The organism is Arthrobacter wenxiniae (assembly GCF_013376105.1).
Lineage (GTDB): Bacteria > Actinomycetota > Actinomycetes > Actinomycetales > Micrococcaceae > Specibacter > Specibacter wenxiniae.
The window spans coordinates 1-18,811 of record NZ_JAAMFM010000042.1; the positions used below are offsets into that span (position 1 = coordinate 1).

The 18,811-nt window shown below is 63.9% G+C and carries 19 protein-coding genes; 11 read left to right on the forward strand and 8 right to left on the reverse strand.

What is annotated here, in order from left to right; translation table 11 throughout:
* The 4 genes from G6034_RS19610 to ychF all read left to right on the forward strand — a co-directional run.
* On the forward strand, positions 1-336 hold a 336-nt coding region (locus G6034_RS19610), incomplete at its 5' end, for a hypothetical protein (protein WP_218064062.1).
* Between the two features lie 137 nt (positions 337-473).
* Positions 474-1,970: a hypothetical protein gene (locus G6034_RS18305; protein ID WP_176636536.1), complete on the forward strand. Its 1,497-nt coding sequence runs from the start codon at positions 474-476 to the stop codon at positions 1,968-1,970.
* Between the two features lie 297 nt (positions 1,971-2,267).
* A complete protein-coding gene (locus tag G6034_RS18310; RefSeq protein WP_176636537.1) occupies positions 2,268-2,471 on the forward strand; it encodes a hypothetical protein in 204 nt (67 codons plus the stop codon).
* Positions 2,472-2,575: 104 nt separating this feature from the next.
* Positions 2,576-3,661, forward strand: coding sequence for a redox-regulated ATPase YchF (ychF, locus tag G6034_RS18315; RefSeq protein ID WP_176636538.1), 1,086 nt, complete (start codon positions 2,576-2,578; stop codon positions 3,659-3,661).
* Between the two features lie 457 nt (positions 3,662-4,118).
* Here the strand turns inward: ychF and G6034_RS18320 are convergent, their stop codons facing one another.
* Both G6034_RS18320 and G6034_RS18325 read right to left on the reverse strand, forming a co-directional pair.
* Entirely contained in the window at positions 4,119-4,883 is a 765-nt protein-coding gene (locus G6034_RS18320; RefSeq protein ID WP_176636539.1) for an SDR family NAD(P)-dependent oxidoreductase, read from the reverse strand.
* An 81-nt stretch (positions 4,884-4,964) separates the two neighbouring features.
* Positions 4,965-5,120: a universal stress protein gene (locus G6034_RS18325; protein ID WP_176636540.1), complete on the reverse strand. Its 156-nt coding sequence runs from the start codon at positions 5,118-5,120 to the stop codon at positions 4,965-4,967.
* A 226-nt stretch (positions 5,121-5,346) separates the two neighbouring features.
* On the opposite strand from G6034_RS18325, the gene G6034_RS18330 reads away from it, so the two are divergent.
* Positions 5,347-5,697, forward strand: coding sequence for a type II toxin-antitoxin system RelE/ParE family toxin (locus G6034_RS18330; protein ID WP_176636541.1), 351 nt, complete (start codon positions 5,347-5,349; stop codon positions 5,695-5,697).
* 5 nt (positions 5,698-5,702) lie between these two features.
* Positions 5,703-6,008: a helix-turn-helix domain-containing protein gene (locus G6034_RS18335; RefSeq protein WP_176636564.1), complete on the forward strand. Its 306-nt coding sequence runs from the start codon at positions 5,703-5,705 to the stop codon at positions 6,006-6,008.
* A 208-nt stretch (positions 6,009-6,216) separates the two neighbouring features.
* Here the strand turns inward: G6034_RS18335 and G6034_RS18340 are convergent, their stop codons facing one another.
* The 4 genes from G6034_RS18340 to G6034_RS18355 all read right to left on the reverse strand — a co-directional run bounded on the left by G6034_RS18340 (position 6,217) and on the right by G6034_RS18355 (position 10,141).
* Positions 6,217-6,984 carry an SCO1664 family protein gene (locus G6034_RS18340; protein ID WP_176636542.1) on the reverse strand — a complete coding sequence of 256 codons (768 nt, stop codon included), beginning with the start codon at positions 6,982-6,984 and terminating at the stop codon, positions 6,217-6,219.
* Positions 6,984-7,562, reverse strand: coding sequence for a DUF3090 domain-containing protein (locus G6034_RS18345; protein ID WP_176636543.1), 579 nt, complete (start codon positions 7,560-7,562; stop codon positions 6,984-6,986). The genes G6034_RS18340 and G6034_RS18345 overlap by 1 nt, the downstream gene beginning before the upstream one ends.
* A gap of 24 nt (positions 7,563-7,586) precedes the next feature.
* The gene (locus tag G6034_RS18350) at positions 7,587-8,279 is read right to left on the reverse strand and encodes a histidine phosphatase family protein (protein WP_176636544.1); all 693 of its coding nucleotides are present in this window, start codon (positions 8,277-8,279) and stop codon (positions 7,587-7,589) included.
* A 1,277-nt stretch (positions 8,280-9,556) separates the two neighbouring features.
* Entirely contained in the window at positions 9,557-10,141 is a 585-nt protein-coding gene (locus G6034_RS18355) for an acyltransferase (RefSeq protein ID WP_176636545.1), read from the reverse strand.
* Positions 10,142-10,435: 294 nt separating this feature from the next.
* Between G6034_RS18355 and G6034_RS18360 the strand changes: the two genes are divergently transcribed.
* Positions 10,436-10,936, forward strand: coding sequence for a methyltransferase family protein (locus tag G6034_RS18360; protein WP_218064063.1), 501 nt, complete (start codon positions 10,436-10,438; stop codon positions 10,934-10,936).
* 11 nt (positions 10,937-10,947) lie between these two features.
* Here the strand turns inward: G6034_RS18360 and G6034_RS18365 are convergent, their stop codons facing one another.
* Together G6034_RS18365 and G6034_RS18370 are read right to left on the reverse strand one after the other, a co-directional pair.
* Entirely contained in the window at positions 10,948-11,430 is a 483-nt protein-coding gene (locus tag G6034_RS18365) for a DUF1877 family protein (RefSeq protein WP_176636546.1), read from the reverse strand.
* A gap of 113 nt (positions 11,431-11,543) precedes the next feature.
* Entirely contained in the window at positions 11,544-11,921 is a 378-nt protein-coding gene (locus G6034_RS18370; RefSeq protein ID WP_176636547.1) for a VOC family protein, read from the reverse strand.
* 135 nt (positions 11,922-12,056) lie between these two features.
* Here G6034_RS18370 and G6034_RS18375 point away from each other — a divergent pair, with 135 nt between their 5' ends.
* The 4 genes from G6034_RS18375 to G6034_RS18390 all read left to right on the forward strand — a co-directional run bounded on the left by G6034_RS18375 (position 12,057) and on the right by G6034_RS18390 (position 18,753).
* Positions 12,057-12,590, forward strand: a complete 534-nt coding sequence (locus G6034_RS18375; protein ID WP_176636548.1) for a DinB family protein — start codon at positions 12,057-12,059, stop codon at positions 12,588-12,590.
* Positions 12,591-12,878: 288 nt separating this feature from the next.
* Positions 12,879-14,669: an ABC transporter substrate-binding protein gene (locus G6034_RS18380; RefSeq protein ID WP_176636549.1), complete on the forward strand. Its 1,791-nt coding sequence runs from the start codon at positions 12,879-12,881 to the stop codon at positions 14,667-14,669.
* A 306-nt stretch (positions 14,670-14,975) separates the two neighbouring features.
* Positions 14,976-16,892 carry a translational GTPase TypA gene (gene typA / locus G6034_RS18385; protein WP_176636550.1) on the forward strand — a complete coding sequence of 639 codons (1,917 nt, stop codon included), beginning with the start codon at positions 14,976-14,978 and terminating at the stop codon, positions 16,890-16,892.
* A gap of 220 nt (positions 16,893-17,112) precedes the next feature.
* Positions 17,113-18,753 (forward strand): peptide ABC transporter substrate-binding protein, encoded by a 1,641-nt coding sequence (locus G6034_RS18390; protein WP_176636551.1) that lies wholly within the window; start codon positions 17,113-17,115, stop codon positions 18,751-18,753.
* The last annotated feature ends 58 nt before the right edge of the window (positions 18,754-18,811 follow it).

Genomic DNA, 18,811 nt, shown 5'->3' on the forward strand with positions numbered 1-18,811 from the left:
CTGCCCGCACCTTTTTCAGGCCATCCGGGCCGCGGCTCGCGGAGTAACGCAGCTGTAACGGCACCCGCAATTTACTTTTCTTACTGGCCCTGTGGGCCATGGAGTCGTATCTACATTCCACGAGAGGGGGTGAATGAGATGGAGAAACTGACCGTCATGGATTTGGAGGGACAGAGCGTAGAGCTGCTCCCGTCACGGGAGACTCTGCTCCTGAACTTCCACATCAACTGGGCGAGCGTCATGGCATCGAACGCGTCCTACGCAGTCAACGCCGCGACCCTGCTCTCGAGCGCGAGCAGCGGAGCCTGGCAGCACATTAGCGTCAGCCAGCGCTGATGACTCAGGTAAACCGGGTTCCGGACTGACCGGCCGGACTCCGGCTTCATTTCAGTTGCACCCCGGCGGCGGGCTCACCGCTTGCAAGCGGCGGACCCGCCGTTGGAACGTCGTCACAGTCGATCGAGGCATCAGCGATGACCATTGATTCCAGCCAGCAGGAGGCCGTCCGGTGGCGCCTGGTCCCCGGGGTGGAACTCCTGGGGCCGGTGACGGGATCCGGTCTGGTACAGGAGACCTATCTGGTCCAACGCCGCGACGGGCAGGTCATCCAAATTTCCGCATTGTTGAACCTGATTCTCAAGACCGCCGAATCAGAGCCGACGACGGACAAACTCGCGCTCGACGTGAGCAGCAGCTATGGTCGGGAACTTGATCGTTCCGGACTGAACATGCTGATCGAGCAAAAGTTGCGGCCGTTGGGGCTGATTGAAGACGCCACGGGAACCGTGCCCATGGACGACCCGGCACCCACAGCGCGCCCACTCCTTGCCCTTCGTTTGAAGGGGGCCATCCTGCCGGCGCGCGCCGTCAATCGGCTTGCCGCCATGCTGCGGCCCATCTACTTTCCGCCGGTCGTGATTTTCGCGCTCGTGGCTCTCGTGGGACTCGACATCGCACTGTTTGTCTCAAGCAGCCTCATGTCCGCCTTGGAACAGGTCCTGGTCACCCCAACCCTGTTGCTGGGGCTTTTCGCCATGATGGTTGTCGGAGCCGTGATCCATGAACTGGGACATGCCACGGCCTGTAAATATGGCGGCGCCGAACCGGGCGTCATAGGTTTCGGCGTCTACCTGGTTTTCCCGGCGTTTTTCACCAACGTGACCGACTCATACCGCCTGAATCGAAGCGGCAAGCTGCGGACCGACCTGGGCGGACTGTATTTCAATGTCTGGTGCGTGCTGCTTGCCGGGGCCGGCTTCCTCCTCACCGGCAACGGGATTCTGCTGCTGTTTGTCATCACGACACAAATCATGATGCTCCAACAGCTTCCGCCGACCATCAGGCTCGACGGCTACTTTGTCCTTGCAGACCTGGCCGGCGTGCCTGACCTCTTTTCCCGCGTCGGACCCGTGCTGCGCAGCATCATCCCGGGCCGGCCTGTTGACCCGCGCGTCACGGAGTTGCGCCCCGCCGCGCGCCGAATCGTCAAGGTATGGGTACTTACGGTGGTGCCCGCACTTGTCCTGCTCTTTGCCTGGCTGTTGTGGAACCTGCCGTTCATCGTCGGCCAGGCATCTTCCGCCGTCGTGGTCCATGCACATGCCCTCAGCGCGGCCTGGGCGGGCGGACGTCCCGTCGAAGTTGTGCTGTCCTCCCTGTCCATATTCCTGCTGGTGCTCCCGATCGCCGGGATTGTCGTGATCATCCCGAAGCTCTTCTTTGATGGGCTGAAGGCGGTGCGCCGTTTCCGGAAGTCACGGAACACGGAGGCCGTCCGGGACACAGGGCACCTGCCCGCTGCCGGTCCTGCCAGGGCTGCCGGTCCTGCCGGTCCTGCCGGTCCTGCCGCCCACATGCGGCTCAAGCAGCAGGCTCGGCATGCAGAGGTCGCCGGCCCCATGGGGCACCTGAAGGCGCGGCGCACCCGGGCTGTTGCGGGCGGACTGCACCACCGGATGCCAAAGTCCTGAACCATTGAGCAACTAGCTGTCGAGAGGAGGTGAATGACATGGAGAAACTGACCGCCACTGAATTGGAGGGACAGAGCGTAGAGCTGCTTCCCTCACGGGAGACTCTGCTCCTGAACTTCCACATCAACTGGGCAAGCGTCCTAGCCCAGAATACGTCCGCCGCAGTAAATGCTGGGACACTGCTTTCTCACGCCTCCAGCGGAGCCTGGCAGTCCATTAGCGTCCACCAGCGCTAACGGGCCCGAATCCGGGTGTCCGGTGCCCCGGATATCCGTCCACAGAGAAAGGTGAAGTGCCATGACGGCATCATCTGCACTGTGCTCCGTCGATCTCGAGGCCGAGACCGCGGAGCTGCTTCCCCGCCGCGAAACCCTGTTCCTGGACTTCAATTTCAACGTCGCCCCCGTGATCGGTGTCAATTTGGCACTGGCTCTGAATGCGGCGACGATTGGATCAGTGGCCCATGCAGGTGCGTGGCAGAATCTCTTCTCGATGCACTAGCACCGGTTGGGGTTTGCACTCGAGGACGGCGGGCTCGCACCCGCCGTCCTTGTCTGTGCCGGGCCCGGGCGGCGAAACAGGGACCCTGCCGGTACGATTGACAGGTGGCACTTACTATTGGCATCGTCGGACTGCCCAACGTCGGCAAATCAACCCTTTTCAACGCACTGACGCGCAACAACGTGCTCGCGGCGAACTACCCGTTCGCCACGATCGAGCCCAATGTTGGCATGGTCAGCCTTCCCGATCCGCGCCTGGCAAAGCTGGCCAAGGTCTTCGGCTCCGCCCGCCTGCTGCCGGCAACCGTGTCCTTCGTGGACATTGCCGGGATCGTCAAGGGCGCCTCGGAGGGTGAAGGGCTGGGCAACAAGTTCCTTGCGAACATCCGCGAGGCTGAAGCGATCGCCCAGGTCATCCGCGTATTTGACGACCCTGACGTGGTGCATGTGGACGGCAAGGTTGATCCCCGCTCCGATATGGAGACAATCAACACCGAGCTGATTCTCGCGGACCTGCAGACCATTGAAAAGGCCGTCCCGCGCGTCGAAAAGGCCGTCAAGCTCAAGCAGCGCGAGGCAGCCGAGCTCAACGCCATCAAGGACGCGCAGAAGGTTCTGGAGCGCGGCGACACCATTTTTGCCTCCATCAAGAGCGACAAGCTGGAGATGGAGCACCTCAAGGAGCTGGGCCTGCTCACCGCCAAGCCGTTCATCTACGTGTTCAACGTGGACGACGCCGTGCTGGGCAGCCCCGAGCGACAGGCGGAGCTGCGCGAACTGGTGGCCCCCGCGGATGCCATCTTCCTGGACGCGAAGCTGGAGGCCGACCTCGTGGAACTGGACGAGGACGAGGCCCGCGAAATGCTGGAGATGAACGGCCAGGAGGAGTCCGGCCTGGACCAGCTGGCCCGCGTCGGCTTCCACACACTGGGCCTGCAGACGTACCTGACGGCCGGTCCCAAGGAAACACGCGCCTGGACCATCCACCGGGGAGACACCGCACCGATGGCCGCCGGCGTCATCCACTCCGACTTCCAGCGCGGCTTCATCAAGGCCGAGGTGGTCCACTTCGAGGACCTGATCGAGGCCGGCTCCATGCACGAGGCCAAGGCCCGCGGCAAGGTCCGGATCGAAGGCAAGGAATATGTGATGCACGACGGCGACGTGGTTGAATTTAGATTTAACGTTTAGAACCGCTACGCCCAGACCGTAAGAAATGCCCGGAATGCTTTGGCGCCCCGGGCATTTCTGTGCCCGGCGGTGGAACATGCTCAACTAATGTTCAAAGAACGATGTGAACAAGGCTCACGCCTAAATCTGGACTCAATGGCGCATCGGAGGTCTTCGCCTGTCGGGAGATCACACACGACTTCCGTAACAGCCTCTCATTGTGAGAAGCCCGAGCAGGGCTGAAATTTCTGGCGCGCAGCGGGAAGACGCAGGGGGCCATGCTGGCGCCAGTTCGATAGTTGGAACACGGCACTCACGGTCTTGGGATCGTTTGCATCAGCCGTCGTTACAAAGTGGCACCTCACCCCTTCCAACGCGTCGGTCGGGGCTGCTCTTCTCTGGCTTTTTGTCTTGTTCTACCGGGCGGTGGCTGAGCCCGCTCCCGCAGGCAGCACGCCGGGTCACATTGCGCGAGCAGTCAGTCTTGGCGGTTCGTGTCGACGACCGTGATGTCCAAGGGCATGCGGTTGGCGCGGCGGAGGCGTCCGGCTAGGACGTTGCGCAGTCCGCGGGTGACCAAGGTCGCCTTGGTCAGGTCCCGGAATTCGGGGGTATCCGAGGTGACGAGGTCGAGGAGGGGGCGTGCGGCGGCCTCAGGGCCCTGGCCCCACAGGCCAACGACGACCTGCAGCGCACTTAGCCGCTGCTCGTACCCGGCCTGGGACGTGACATGGTCCAGAAGATCTGTCATCACCAGCCCCGGGTTCATGCCGTGCACCCGGATCCCGGTGCCTTTGGTTTCCATCCGCAACGTCTCGGTGAACTGGCGGACCCAGCGCTTGCTTGACGCATAGGCGTTCTGCATCGCCACCGGCCCTTGGTCGCCCTGGCCGTAAACGTTGACGAGGTCGCCATGGCCTTGGGCGAGAAATAACGGCAACGCGACCCGCGAGCCGTGGAACGTTCCCAGGATGTTTGTGCGCACCACGCGCGTGAAGTCATCGACCGGCGTGGACGCCGTGGGACCGTAGATACCGGAAGTTCCAGCGTTGTTGACCCAGATGTCGAGCGTCCCGCGGTTGAGGGCCTCGTCGCGGAGGGCTTCGACGTCGGCCATTTCGCCGGTGTCACAGCGACTTCCCGTGACCGAGATCCCTTCCGCACTCAGCCGGTCCACGGCATCCACGACGTCGGCGGACGACCGGGACGCCAGCACCCCGGAGCCGACCCGGCCCCATGGCATTCCAAGGGCCTTGAGGCGATGCCGTGAAGCCTTTCCTCCGCCGTCTACCAGCGGGATCCGGCCGCTTCCTGCCCGGGGCGACTATCGCTGGGGCGGTTCCCGATAAACCAAGATCGGGCAGTGGGCGTGGTGGACCGTGTGGGCAGATAGGGAGCGAAGCATCGTGCCGGTGAATCCGCCGCGTCCCGTTGAGCCGACTACAATGAGGCCAGCTTCCCGTGACGCGTCCACGGGCATCGCTGCGGGCCAACTCGGAACGATGGAACGGGTCTAACCAACCCTCCACCAAACCCGGGGCTTGACACCTTGTAGCCCATCCCTCCGGCACACCAAAGCGCCCGAACATGCACCAGAGATTTCGCGAGCACTTCCCAAATGAGGCACGCACCCCATTACGCGAGCACTTTTTAGGAGTCTCGTCGGCGGCTTGCCAGCTAGACCTTGCAGGGTCTATGGTGATGATATGCGGAGCGTGGACATCGAGCTGATCGAGGCGTGGCTCACTACGCTGGATGGTGATTCGCGGGAGCCGGTGGTCGCCGCGATCGAGTTGTTGGAGGACCAGGGGCCTCAGCTCGGGCGACCGATCGTGGACACCGTGAGAGCGTCCCGGCACAAGAACATGAAAGAGCTCAGACCGGGATCGTCTGGCCGGTCCGAACTACGGGTGCTGTTCGCGTTTGATCCAGAGCGAGCGGCGATCATGCTGATTGCCGGAGACAAGGCTGGCAACTGGGACGGCTGGTATAGAAGTAACATCCCGCTGGCCGACCGCCTGTTTGATGAACATCTGAACAGACTGAGGGGAGAATGATTGCAATGGCAAAAACTCTGAAGGACTTCGTCGCCGAGAATCCCGTTGACCGAGGGCGCGTCGAGGCGCACAAGGCAAGGATGCTCGCTGAGATTCGTGCTTATCGGCTGCGCGAGCTGCGAGAGCAGGCTGGACTCACCCAAGCTCAACTGGCCGAGCGCATTGGTGTAGGGCAGCGACAGGTTTCGAAGATCGAGCATGGGGACCTGGACAGTGCGAAAGTCGGCACAATCCGTAATTATCTCGAGGCTGTCGGTGGCGAGTTGTCTCTTGAGTATGTGATCGGTGACCAGCGCATGCAGGTTGCCTGATTGCAAAGATTGCTCGGCTACGGAACGTGCCGGAGTTCCGCTTCAACGTCTAAGTCCTGACATCCATGAAACATAAAGCGATGGCCGCCAAGAACACTTGTTCCTGGCGGCCATGTGCTTTTGTCACGGGTTATCCAGTGCAAGTGATGACGTCCGCAGGGGATGAATAAGCGTGACACGGACTGCGAAGCCGGGGGCCGCAATTCACTTAGAACAGCGGCCAGGGCACCGCCGACATCTCACCGCTCGGAGCCGGAAACCGCCCGGCAAGGCGCAACCGGGCACAGCGCGCGGCGAGCGCTGTGATTTCTTCGGCGCTGAGCAAGTCCGCCAGGTTTCGGCCCAGCTCACCCTGCAGGCCTTCGATGACACGATCTATGCCGTCTTCTTCATCGGCGGTCAGAGCCTCTCCCACCCATCCCCACAGCACCGTGCGCAGCTTGTGGTCGCGGTGGAAGGTGAGCCCGTGGTCCACGCCGTGCCGGTGTCCATCAGCCAGGGCAAGGACGTGGTCGCCCTTGCGGTCGGCGTTGTTGACGATGACGTCGAACACCGCCATGCGTCTGAGCGCTGGGGAGTCTTCGTGAACGAGGGCGACCATCTGTCCATTCTCATCCCGTCCCTGGAGAACGTGTTTCCAACCTGTCTCCGGCATGTGGTCCGCCGCGATCAGGTTCACGGCGTCCTGGGCGGGATCCTGCTCCTGCCAGAGCTGCACCATTCCTTCGCCCATCGGACCATCGCGCAGCCAGGTGTGGGGCACGACGCCCCAGCCGCAGGCCTGCGAGACCAGGTAGGCGGCCACCTCCCGGTGGGCCAGCGTACCCTGGGGAAAATCCCACAGCGGACCTTCTCCGGCTATCGGCTTATAGACGACCTCCACGTCGTCGATGGTGCCAAGAAATGTAGCGTTTGAAGCCGTCGTGATACGGCCGACCAGAGTCAGCTCGGCGGCCACTAGGTCCGGCGTTGGCATCAGGCCTCGGGAAGGGTGCAGATGTGTCCGTCAGCGTCAACAGGATAACCGCACAAAGGGCACATCGGACGGCCGGCACCAACGACCTCGCGGGTGCGCTTGGCGAATGCGCGGGCGGTGCCGACCGGCATTCGCACGCGCAGCATTTCGGGCTCGTTGACTACGTCCTCATGAAGCGTTTCGTCGCTTTCGTCGGCGTCGGACTCGTCGTCGGCGTCGGACTCGTCATCGGTGATGGGGTGGGCCTCAATGACGATCTGGGCCATGCTTGGGTCCCACCCCAAGCTTATTGCCCCAGTGCGGAACTGCTCCTGGACGGCCTCGAGCGGGTCATTGTCGACAAGTTCAATGGGAGTACCCGTGGGAATGCTGAAGGGGTTCCTCTCGACGGTGATGAGCTGGTCGAGAATTTCGTCGATCTTCTCCGCGAGCAGCGCCGACTGCTGCTTCTCCAGGGCAATACTCACGAGCTGCGTCCCTGCGCGCACCTGCAGGTAGAACGTACGCGACCCCGGAAGGCCGATGGTGCCAACGACGACCCGATCAGGCCAAGAAAACTCGAGAACACGTGTAGGCATGTCAGTATTCTAGGCCCATGAGGTTCATGGCGCTTTTTGCCCTGAACCGCCGCCCACCGGCGCTTCGTCAGAGTGGATTCCGTTCGACAACCACGACAGATCACCCGCATCGGTGTTGGTCGCGTAGACGCTCGGCCGCTTAGCGCCGTAATGCACGATCGATATGGAGGCGGGGCCCACATTGATACGCTGGAACAAGTCAAGGTGCATGCCGAGCGCGTCAGCTAGAATCGACTTGATGATGTCACCGTGGCTCACTGCCGCCCACACGGCCCTTGGCCCGTGTTCGGCTTCGAATGCCGCGTCGCGGCGTCGAATCGCTGCCACTGACCGGGCCTGCATCGCGGCCAGGGATTCACCGCCCGGAAATACGACGGCGGACGGTTGCGACTGGACAACCGGCCACAAGTCCTCGGCCGCGAGATCACTGAGCATTCGGCCCTGCCACTGGCCGTAATCGCACTCGGTGAGATCGAGGTCAACTGGCGCATACGGTGTGCCAGCCTGGCAATCGATGATGAACTGGGCGGTCTGCCGACAACGCTCAAGAGGGCTCGACACCACCCCGACCAACGGCACGGGCGCGAGCCGGTTTCCGCTCACGGCCGCCTGGTCCCGCCCAATCTTGTCCAGGCTGACGCCGACAGCCCGACCGGCCAGCAGCCCAGTGGCGTTGGCTGTGGAGCGGCCGTGCCGTACGAGAATAACTGTCGCCATCCACCCAGCCTAACCACCCGCCGTCGGCGAACCCGGCAGAGGGGCCGGGTGTCACCAACCTGATGGTCAATCAGAGGCAACCGGTTCAGGTGCAGCCGCTTGATCGCCTCACGCGTTCACTTGCGTCCTGCGCCCAGGTACCCGTGACCTCCGGATCGGAGCCGAGCTCCATCTCATGGTCAAGATGCTCGTCCGACGGGGAACGAGCATGATGCGATTGGACTGTAGCGAAGCTTGGCCCAAGAAGGCGGCCCGGCCAGCGAATTCGACTCCCGCGCCAGGACCGAGGAACGGTAAACCATCGGCCAACGGGAGCGTTGGGTGCATGACGCATCGCATCGCCCCGGTCAGCCCGCTGCGATCAGCGGTACCGCCACGGCATTCGCGTAGTGTCATCGGTACTCATAGGCTGGACGATTCTTCTTTTCATCAGCGTCGTCGTCTCCTACCTCTGCACCCTCCGCGGCCCAAACTCGTCGCCGGATTGAACCTCGAGTCCTTCCTCAGGCCGGGACGGGGCCCTCGACCCCGTACCCGTGGCGACGGTTGGACCAGAGGTTATTCCGGGACGGAATGCGGTCAAGTTCAGGTTCAACGCGTAACCGAATTTCGATTTAATCTCTGGCCGCCCGCTGGCGGCCGCCCGTGATATTTCCGACCCACTGCATCCCCCTTGCCTCGCCACGATGCGCACCTGGGGGATTTCCCCATCTCGGGCCAGGGGAACGCACATGCCTCGAACGCCGCGGCCGCGTGGAGCTCTCTGCCAGGACAAGCCGCCACTGAGTCTTGACGCGCTCGCCGGTCACCTGGCAGGGCGATCTGGAAGATCCCAGACACGGCGCGAGCAGGACCTCCGGGAGGCAGGTCGACGCCGGGCTCGTTCAGCCAGTGGGGGAATGGCCGCGTCCCGGCTGCGTTCAAGGGTGATGCGCCGGCCCTGCCGCAGCTCGTTTCGCATTGAATCGCACCTGCCCAAGGGCGGGCTGGTCCTGGCCACTTCTGATTTACCGGTTCGGGCAGCGTGGCGTCGTGATTGGGCCAGATTGATGCGTCACTGAGGCATGGCTGTTGGTATACCTCTCGGCATGATCGAATCACGGCTACGACGATCAAGGTGGGCGCGGAACTGCGCGATCGCATTAACCGTGACGCGCACGAGCGAGGTGTCACTGCGGCAGGCCTGATCGCCGCTTGCAAGGGCCTGGGAATCGCCTACGTCAAAGTGTCCTGAGGCGTCAGGGGCAACAAGTTGCCCAGGGGCTCGGTGAAGGTAGCTACTCCTCCGGCACCGTACCCACTTGTTTCGCCGGCACCCCAACGACCACTGCGCCGGCCGCCACATCCCTCGTGACGACGGCCCCCGCACCCACGACTGCGCCATCTCCGATCGTCACCCCTGGCAACACCGTCACGTTGGCGCCGAACCAAACGCCCCGGCCGACCACCACGCGAGCCGGATGCATGTCGGCCCGTCGGCTCGGCAGCATGTCGTGGTTCAACGTGGTGATGACGGCGTTGTGGCCGATGAGGGATCCATCGCCGATCTCGATGCCGCCTTGGTCCTGGAACCGGCAGCCGCTGTTGACAAACACATCCTCACCGAATCGGATGTTCTTGCCGAAGTCGGCGCTGAATGGCGGGAAGAGCAGGAAGGACTCGGGGACCTCGCGCCCGGTCAACGCGCTCATCAGGGACCGTATCTCATCGGGGGAGTGGTAACGCCCGTTGAGCTCGGCAGTGATGCGCAGCGACTCCTGGCTGGTGGCGTGCATGGCCGCATGGTGCGGCGAACCGCCGGGGATCGTTTCTCCCGCATTCAGCGCGGTCAGGAGGTCGTCGAGTCCTTGAATTTCGGCCATGTGCCCACGATATCGCGGCGTTGACTGTACCTCGCCGCCCCTCCAAAGGAATGTGACTGAAGAGCTGAAATTGATCGATCACTGACCAACTCTCGCCACCTGGATGTCGCGGGAAGCGTTGCCCGGACGGCCTGGCTGCGAGGACGCCCACGGGAACCGTGCGGCGATGTCACCCGCTGCCTGGGCAACGCAGCTGTCGAAGCACGCGAGAGATAACGGCTTGCCGGTGCCTTCTTCCGGTCCTTGGTCCTAGTCTTGAGGTAAGGGCATCGATCCAAGACTTCGGAGGGCACCATGAAAAAGCATGAGGGCATTCCAGTTCCGCCCCTGGCCATGGCCGCGGCAGGGCTGGCGCAGCGGCTTGCGCCAAAGGGACGGAAGGCGCGGAGGCTCCGGCGCGCGGCCGCGGCGGTACTCGCAGCCGGTTCCGGAGCGCTCCTCCTAACCACACTTGCCGCCTTCGCCCGCCGCGGCACCACCCTCGATCCCACTGCTCCGGGAAATGCCTCGGTGCTCGTCACCTCCGGCAGCAACCGCATCTCACGCAATCCCATGTACGCGGGCCTGGCCGGCCTTCTGCTGGCCCATGCCGTGGACAGGGGCTCCTGGCAGGCGTGGCTGCCGGTGGGTGCGTTCGTGTTGGCGATGGACCGCTTGCAGATAGTCCGGGAAGAGGAGGCCCTGCGGGGCCGGTTTGGAGCGGAGTACCGCCGCTACTGCGCCACCACGCCGCGCTGGCTGGACCGGCGCTCCTGGGAAGCTCTCCGCTCCCTTGGCTCCGCCCGAGGGCGCTGAATCCGGGCCCTTCAGCCGATGGAGTAAATCAGCCCGAGCCCCTGCTCTGCCAGCTGCTGGGTAAAGTTCGCAGCCTTCCCCAAATATGTGTCGAGAGAGCCACATTGACTGTCCTTGATGGCCGCCCAATCCGGGGAGAACTGTGGCGTGTAACCCTGGTATGGAGCGGCCAGGCTGACCGTGGCCAGGTCCCTCGCCACGTCCGCAACCTGGCCTTGATCCAGGACCCGGTCGTAGGGGATCCAGCCATAGCCGTATTGGGTCACCGCGCCGCGAACCAGTTCGTAGGCGGCCCGGGCAGGTCCGGCGTCGCCCGGCCCGAGCAGCCACTGCAAATCCTGCCAGGCCTTGTCCAGAAAAAGCCCCTCCGGCCTGTCCGGGGGATCCGACCAGGACTCCCAAAAATGGTGGTCAGACAGAAACGCGCGCGGATTGATGCGCGCGATCCCAACCAGTTGGGCCGGCACGGGCAACGCGAAGTATCTGATTCCCATGCAGCAATTTTTCCAGCGAACCGGAATTCCCGCTTGAAGTTATCCACACCCACCCCGGTCTCGCGCTTTCGGCCCGGGTCTCTGGCGCCTGTGGCCCCAAGACTTTCGGACGGTTATTCAGCGTCCGTCCGCGCACGCAGCACGCAAAACTCGTTGCCCTCCGGGTCCGCCATGACCACCCAGGTGACCTCCGGACCCTGGCCGATGTCAACGCGCCGGGCGCCCAGGGCCTCCAGCCGTGCCACCTCCGCGGCCTGGTCGTCCGGGCGGAGGTCAAGGTGCAGCCGGTTCTTGACGGACTTGGCCTCCGGTACGCGCAGGAACAGGATGTCCGGGAGCACGCCGGCCTCCCGGCTGCCGGCCGCCGGCTGCACGGCGATCTCCTCGGGGTCGTCGTCGATGACCTGCCAGCCAAGGGCCTCCGCCCAGAACTGTGCGGTCTTGGCCGGTGTGGCGGAGTCAACGGAGATGTTTTCAATGCGGAATGCCATGGACAAAGTCTGCCGCCAATCGCCGCCACTGGCCACCCCTGCAAGAAACCGCGCTGCGCGGGCCCGGACCCGGAAGGCTGCGCATTCCCCGCGTCCTTCCAGGGGGACATCCCACCGCTGTGGCAGAGTCGTCGCATGGAAGCAGCCGAAGAACGCACCCCCGGGATCCCCGACACCCGCACCGGCCCGCCGTTCATGGCGGGGGAACGGGAGTCGCTGGAGTCCTGGCTCGAGTTCTACCGCGAAACCCTGCTCCTGAAGATCGGCGGGCTGACGGCCCGCCAGCTCTGCCAGTCCGCAGTTCCGCCGTCCACCCTGACCATCGCCGGCATTGTCCGCCACCTGACCGACGTCGAACGCTACTGGTTCTCCAATGTCGTGGCCGGGACGGCCCAGCGCCCGCGCCACCGCGCCACGGACCGCGACGCGGACTTCAACGCCTACAGCACGGAAACCGCCCTCGCGGACGTCGCCGCCTACTCGGAGGAACTGGCCCAGGTCCGCATCCTCGCCGCCGCCCCGGCCCTTGACGCTCCGCTCCCCGGACGGCGGCACGGCCAGGAGCTGAACCTGCGCTGGGTGTACACGCACATGATTGAGGAATACGCCCGGCACCTGGGCCACGTGGACCTGCTGCGCGAATGCCTTGACGGCACCACAGGATACTGAGGCACGACGCCGGAACTCGGCGCGGGCAACAACCTGCCAGCCTGCCCGCCGGCAGCCGGCCGCCCGCCCGCCCGCCCAACGGGTTGTACCCAAGAATGAGGTCGAAACGGACTGCGGATGCTGCTATATCAGTCTCACATCTCCGAATCGTCATCCCGGGACCCGGGGCCGCACTTCATGGAGGGCCCGGCACCCTGCGGTAGTCTTTCAACGAGGCTGATTCCCGGCCGCGGCATACTCCGGGCAGCCCGGGCAGCCCACGCACACACATAAGAAACTGGAGGTGGAATGCGCGCCGGACGCATTTCCAAGGCTTTGACCCTGGCCGTTGCCGCCGTGCTGGCCCTCGGCGCCTGCACGCCAGCACCGCCGGCCCCCACCGACTCGACGGCAGCCGCCACGGCCTTCGCGGGCGGCAACGTCACCGTCCTGGAACCGGAAGCCTTCACCTCGTTCAACGACGCCAGCACCACCGGCCAGGGCGCCACCAACACGCGGATCGACTACGCCACGCATTCCGGCTTCAACTACGTGGACAGCAGCCTCAAGCTCGTCCCGAATGACAAATTCGGCAAGTACGAGAAACTCTCCGACAAGCCGCTGACCATCAAATACACCATCAACAGCGGCGTCCAATGGTCCGACGGCGCGCCCGTCACGGCCGCCGACCTCTTCCTGCAGTGGGCCGCCGCCTCCGGCTATTACAACGACGCCACCCTGAACGCCGGCTTCAAGGTGGTCAAGGGCAGCGCCTACTTCAACTACGCGGGGGACACCACGGGGCTTTCCCAAACAGCCATGCCGGTCATCGGCGACAACGGCACGTCCCTGACGCTGACATACACCAAGCCGTTCTCCGACTGGAAGACAGCACTGGGTTCCACAGTGAGCATTCCGGCCCACATCGTGGCCGTCCGGGCCGGCCTTAAGGACGCGGATGCCCTGGTGGCGCTGCTGCAGGGCATACCCCAGGGCGACCCCTCCGCCCCGGTCAAGCCGAATCCGGAACTGCGCAAGGTGGCGGACTTCTGGAACACCGGCTTTGACACCAAGTCCATGCCCGATCCCTCCCTGGCCCTTTCCAACGGCCCCTACCTGGTCAAGGGCATCACCGCCGGCAAGGAACTGGTGCTCACGCGCAACGTCGACTACACCTGGGGAACGGTACCCACACTGGACACCATCACTGTCCACTACAACGCCAAGGCGGATGCGCAAGTCGCGGCCCTGAAGGCCGGAACGGCCGACGTCGCCACGCCGGCCCTGACCGGAGACACCGCGGCCGCGCTGGCGGCGCTGAAATCCGGCGGCGTCCAAACCCTGACAGGAACCACGCTGGGCTTTGACCAGGCGGTCCTCAACTTCAAGGGCGTCCTGGCAAAACCGGACTTCCGCACGGCCTTCCTGAAGACCGTGCCGCGCCAGGACATCGTTGACCAGGTGGCCAAGCCGCTCAACCCGGACGCGGCCGTCCTCAACTCCTTTGTGTTCCGGGCCGTCCAGACCCCCTACAAGGAATCCGCCGGCAGCAACGGCAGTGCCGACTACGCCGCGGCGGACATCGACGCTGCCAAGCAGCTGCTGGGACGGGCCACGCCAACCGTCCGGATCCTGTACAACAAGGACGATCCTGTCCGGGCCGCGGAGTTCGACCTGATTTCGGCGTCGGCCCAGATGGCGGGGTTCACGGTCTCGGACGCCGGCAAGGGCGCCGGCGAGTGGCTGCAGGCGCTTAAGGACGGCGCCTTCGACGTGGCCCTTTACGGCTGGACCAGCAACCCCACCGGCTCGGTCCAGGTTCCCCAGGTGTTCCGCACTGGCGCCGCGTCGAACCTGAACAACTTCTCCAACACCGTGGTCGACCAGCTGACCGAGCAGCTGGCCCAGGAACCCGACGACGCCAAGCAGGACGCCCTGAAGATGCAGATCGACAAGCTTGTCTTCGGCGCCGGCTACGGGCTGCCATTGTTCGCGCGCAGCGCCGTGGCCGCCTACGGCCCGCATGTCGCCGGGGTGAAATATTCCCCGGTCCCCGTCGGCGTGTGGTGGAACGTCTGGGACTGGAAGTACGTGAAGTAGGGCAGGTCCCCTTCCCGGCCAGGTGTGCGGGCAGGCCTCGAAGTACGACGGCGGTGGGTGAGGTTCATCACGCAAGGTGCCTTGCGCGGGCGTGCTTTCGTGCCAGAAAACGCGCCTTCCGTGCGGAAACTGGCGGGCGGGGTGGGCGAAAACATGGCCGGGGTGCGATAAGGTGGCTAGGCCGTATTTGGCACTGCGTCTAGAATGGTGTTATCTGCCGACCAATCGCGGCCAAACATATAAGTGACTTTCTGCCGTCGCCCTTTCGGGCCTGCAGCCGGGCCCAACTGAAACGAGTCTTCACGCATGAGCGATACTTCCCTCAACACTGCCTCGCGCAATGACCTGCGCAACGTCGCCATTGTGGCGCACGTTGACCATGGCAAGACCACCCTGGTCGACGCCATGCTCAAGCAGACGCACTCATTTGCCGAACATAGCAATGTTGCCGAACGCGCCATGGATACCGGAGACCTGGAGCGCGAGAAGGGCATCACCATTTTGGCCAAGAACACCACGGTGGCCTACAACGGCCCGTCGGCGGACGGCATCGTCATGACCATCAACGTCATCGACACCCCCGGCCACGCCGACTTCGGTGGCGAGGTGGAGCGCGGGCTGTCCATGGTGGACGGCGTGGTGCTCCTCGTCGACGCCTCCGAAGGCCCGCTGCCGCAGACCCGCTTTGTGCTGCGCAAGGCACTGGCCGCCAAGCTGCCCGTGATCCTGCTGGTCAACAAGACCGACCGCCCCGACGCCCGCATCGACGAGGTCGTGGCCGAGTCCATGGACCTGCTGCTGGGCCTGGCATCCGACCTGGCCGACGAGGTCCCCGACCTGGACCTCGACGCCGTGCTGAACGTCCCTGTTGTTTATGCGTCCGGCAAGCTGGGCCGCGCGTCCCTGAAGCAGCCCGAAAATGGTACTGCTCCGGACAACGAAGACCTGGAACCGCTGTTCAAGACCATCGTCGACCACATCCCGGCCCCCCGCTACAACCCCGAGGGTGTCCTGCAGGCCCACGTGACCAACCTTGACGCCTCCCCGTTCCTGGGCCGCCTGGCGCTGCTGCGCATCTTCAACGGCACGCTGCGCAAGGGACAGAACGTTGCCTGGTTCCGCCACGACGGCACCATCAAGCAGGTCAAGATCACCGAGCTGCTGGCCACCCAGGCACTGAGCCGCGTGCCGGCCGAATCCGCCGGACCCGGTGAGATCGTGGCCGTTGCCGGCATCGAGGACATCACCATTGGTGAAACCCTGACCGACATCGACGACCCGCAGCCGCTGCCGCTGATCACGGTTGACCCGCCGGCCATTTCCATGACCATCGGCATTAACACCTCCCCGATCGCCGGACGGGTCAAGGGCCACAAGGTCACGGCCCGCCAGGTCAAGGACCGCCTCGACAAGGAACTGGTCGGCAACGTCTCCCTGAAGGTGCTCCCCACCGAGCGTCCCGACGCCTGGGAAGTCCAGGGGCGTGGCGAATTGGCCCTGGCCATCCTCGTGGAGCAGATGCGCCGCGAAGGCTTCGAACTGACCGTGGGCAAGCCCCAGGTGGTCACCAAGGTGGTCGACGGCAAGGTGCACGAGCCGATGGAGCACATGACCATCGATGTGCCCGAGGAATACCTCGGTGGCGTCACGCAGCTGATGGCCTCACGCAAGGGCCGCATGGTCAACATGGCCAACCACGGCACCGGCTGGTGCCGCATGGAATTCATCGTTCCGGCCCGCGGCCTGATCGGCTTCCGCACCCGCTTCCTGACCGACACCCGCGGTGCCGGCATCGCGTCCTCGATCTCCGAAGGTTACGAGCCCTGGGCGGGCCCCATCGAGTACCGCACCAACGGTTCGATCGTGGCTGACCGCTCTGGTGTGGTCACCCCGTTCGCGATGATCAAGCTCCAGGAGCGCATGACCTTCTTCGTCCAGCCCACGTCCGAGGTGTACGAAGGCATGATCGTGGGCGAGAACTCCCGCTCCGACGACATGGATGTGAACATCACCAGGGAAAAGCAGCTCACCAACATGCGTGCGGCCTCCTCGGACACCTTCGAGAACATGACCCCGCCGCGGAACCTGACCTTGGAGGAATCCCTCGAATTCGCCCGTGAGGACGAATGCGTGGAGGTCACTCCGGAATCCGTGCGCATCCGCAAGCTCATACTGAACGCCGGCGACCGCGCCAAGGCCTACCGCAGCCGCGCCAAGGTCTGACACGCGTCCACGGGCGGCCCGTTCCCTCATTGAGGGGGCGGGCCGCTGCTTTTAAGGTTTCATCTCGGTAAAGATCTGGGTCCGATGTGGTCTGGATTACTTGCTGGTAACCATTTCCGGGTAGCCTTGACGGGTATGAGTTGGGACACGTCCAAGTTCAACGATGAACACGCTGTGGGTGCGTTTCGGCTCGAATCCATTTCATAACCAAGGAGGCGGAATGCGTTTCTCGCGCACTTCCAAAGCACTGGGCGTGGCAGCCGTACTTGCCATGTCCCTTACCGCATGCGGCGGCTCGACGGGTGGCGGCAACACCGGCACCGCGGGTGGCAACACCAGCAAGGCCATCACCGCCAACGGCACCGAACCGCAAAATCCCCTGCTGCCGGCGAACACCAACGAAGTTGGTGGCGGCCGGGTCATGGACCTCATCTTCTCCGGCCTGGTCAGCTACGACGCCAAGGGCGCCATCCAGAACGAACTGGCGCAGTCCATTGAGACCAAGGACTCCCAGCACTACACCATCAAGCTCAAGTCCGGCGAGACATTCAGCGACGGCACCCCGATCACGGCAAAGAACTTCGTCGATGCCTGGAACTTCGGTGCGGCAGCCAAGAACGCCCAGCTGAACAGCTACTTCTTCGAATCGATCAAGGGCTACGACAAGGTCAGCGCCGAAAAGTCCACCCTGGACAAGATGGAGGGCCTGAAGGTCGTGGATGACACGACCTTCACCGTCGACCTGGCACAGCCGGAATCCGACTTCCCCCTCCGCCTTGGCTACACGGCGTTCTACCCGCTGCCGGAATCCGCCTACAAGGACATCAAGGCTTTCGGCGAGAACCCTGTTGGCGACGGCCCGTACAAGCTGGCCGCGGGCGGGTGGAAGCACGACACCTCCATCACGCTGATCCCCAACGACAAGTACAACGGACCGCGCAAGGCCAAGAACGGCGGCGTGACCTTTACGCTGTACTCCAGCCCGGACGCCGCCTACACGGACGTGCAGTCGGACAACCTGGACGTTCTTGACCAGGTGCCGCCGAGCGGCCTGCAGAACTTCAAGACGGACTTCAAGGGCCGCTTTGTCAACCAGCCCTACGCCGGCAACGCCACCATGACGATCCCGAGCTACCTGCCCGAGTTCAAGGGTGAGGCCGGCCAGATGCGCCGCCAGGCCATCTCGATGTCCATCAACCGCCAGCAGATCATCGACAAGATCTTCTATGGCAACAAGAAGCCCGCCGTTGACTTCACCTCGCCCGTGCTGGACGGCTACGACGCCAACCTGGCCGGCAACGACGTGCTGAAGTACAACCCCACGAAGGCCAAGGAGCTTTGGGCCGCCGCTGACAAGATCAGCCCGTGGCCCGCCGGCAAGGTCTTCACCATCACCTCCAACATCGATGGCGCCGGCAACAAGGAATACATCACGGCCATGGCCAACCAGATTGCCACCACCCTGGGAATCAAGGCGCAGCTGAACCCGATCGCCACGTTCAAGCAGTCCCGTGACCTGATCAACTCCAAGAAGCTGACCGGTGCCTCACGCGCCGGCTGGCAGGCAGACTACCCGTCGCTGTACAACTTCCTCGGCCCGCTGTACGGCACCGGGGCAGGGTCCAATGACGGCGACTACTCCAGCGCGGCGTTCGACGCCAAGCTGAAGGAAGGCCTGTCGGCCAAGACCGTTGAAGACGGCAACAAGATCTTCAACCAGGCGCAGGAGATCCTGCTCAAGGACCTGCCGGTCGTGCCCCTGTGGTACCAGGCGGTCCAGGGTGTGTGGAGCAACAACGTCAACACCGTGGAGTTCGGCTGGAACGGCGTTCCGCTGTACTACAACATCACCGCTAAGTAACATTTGTCGTAGTGCTGCATAAGTTGGGGGACCCGGTCTTCGTACCGGGTCCCCTCGC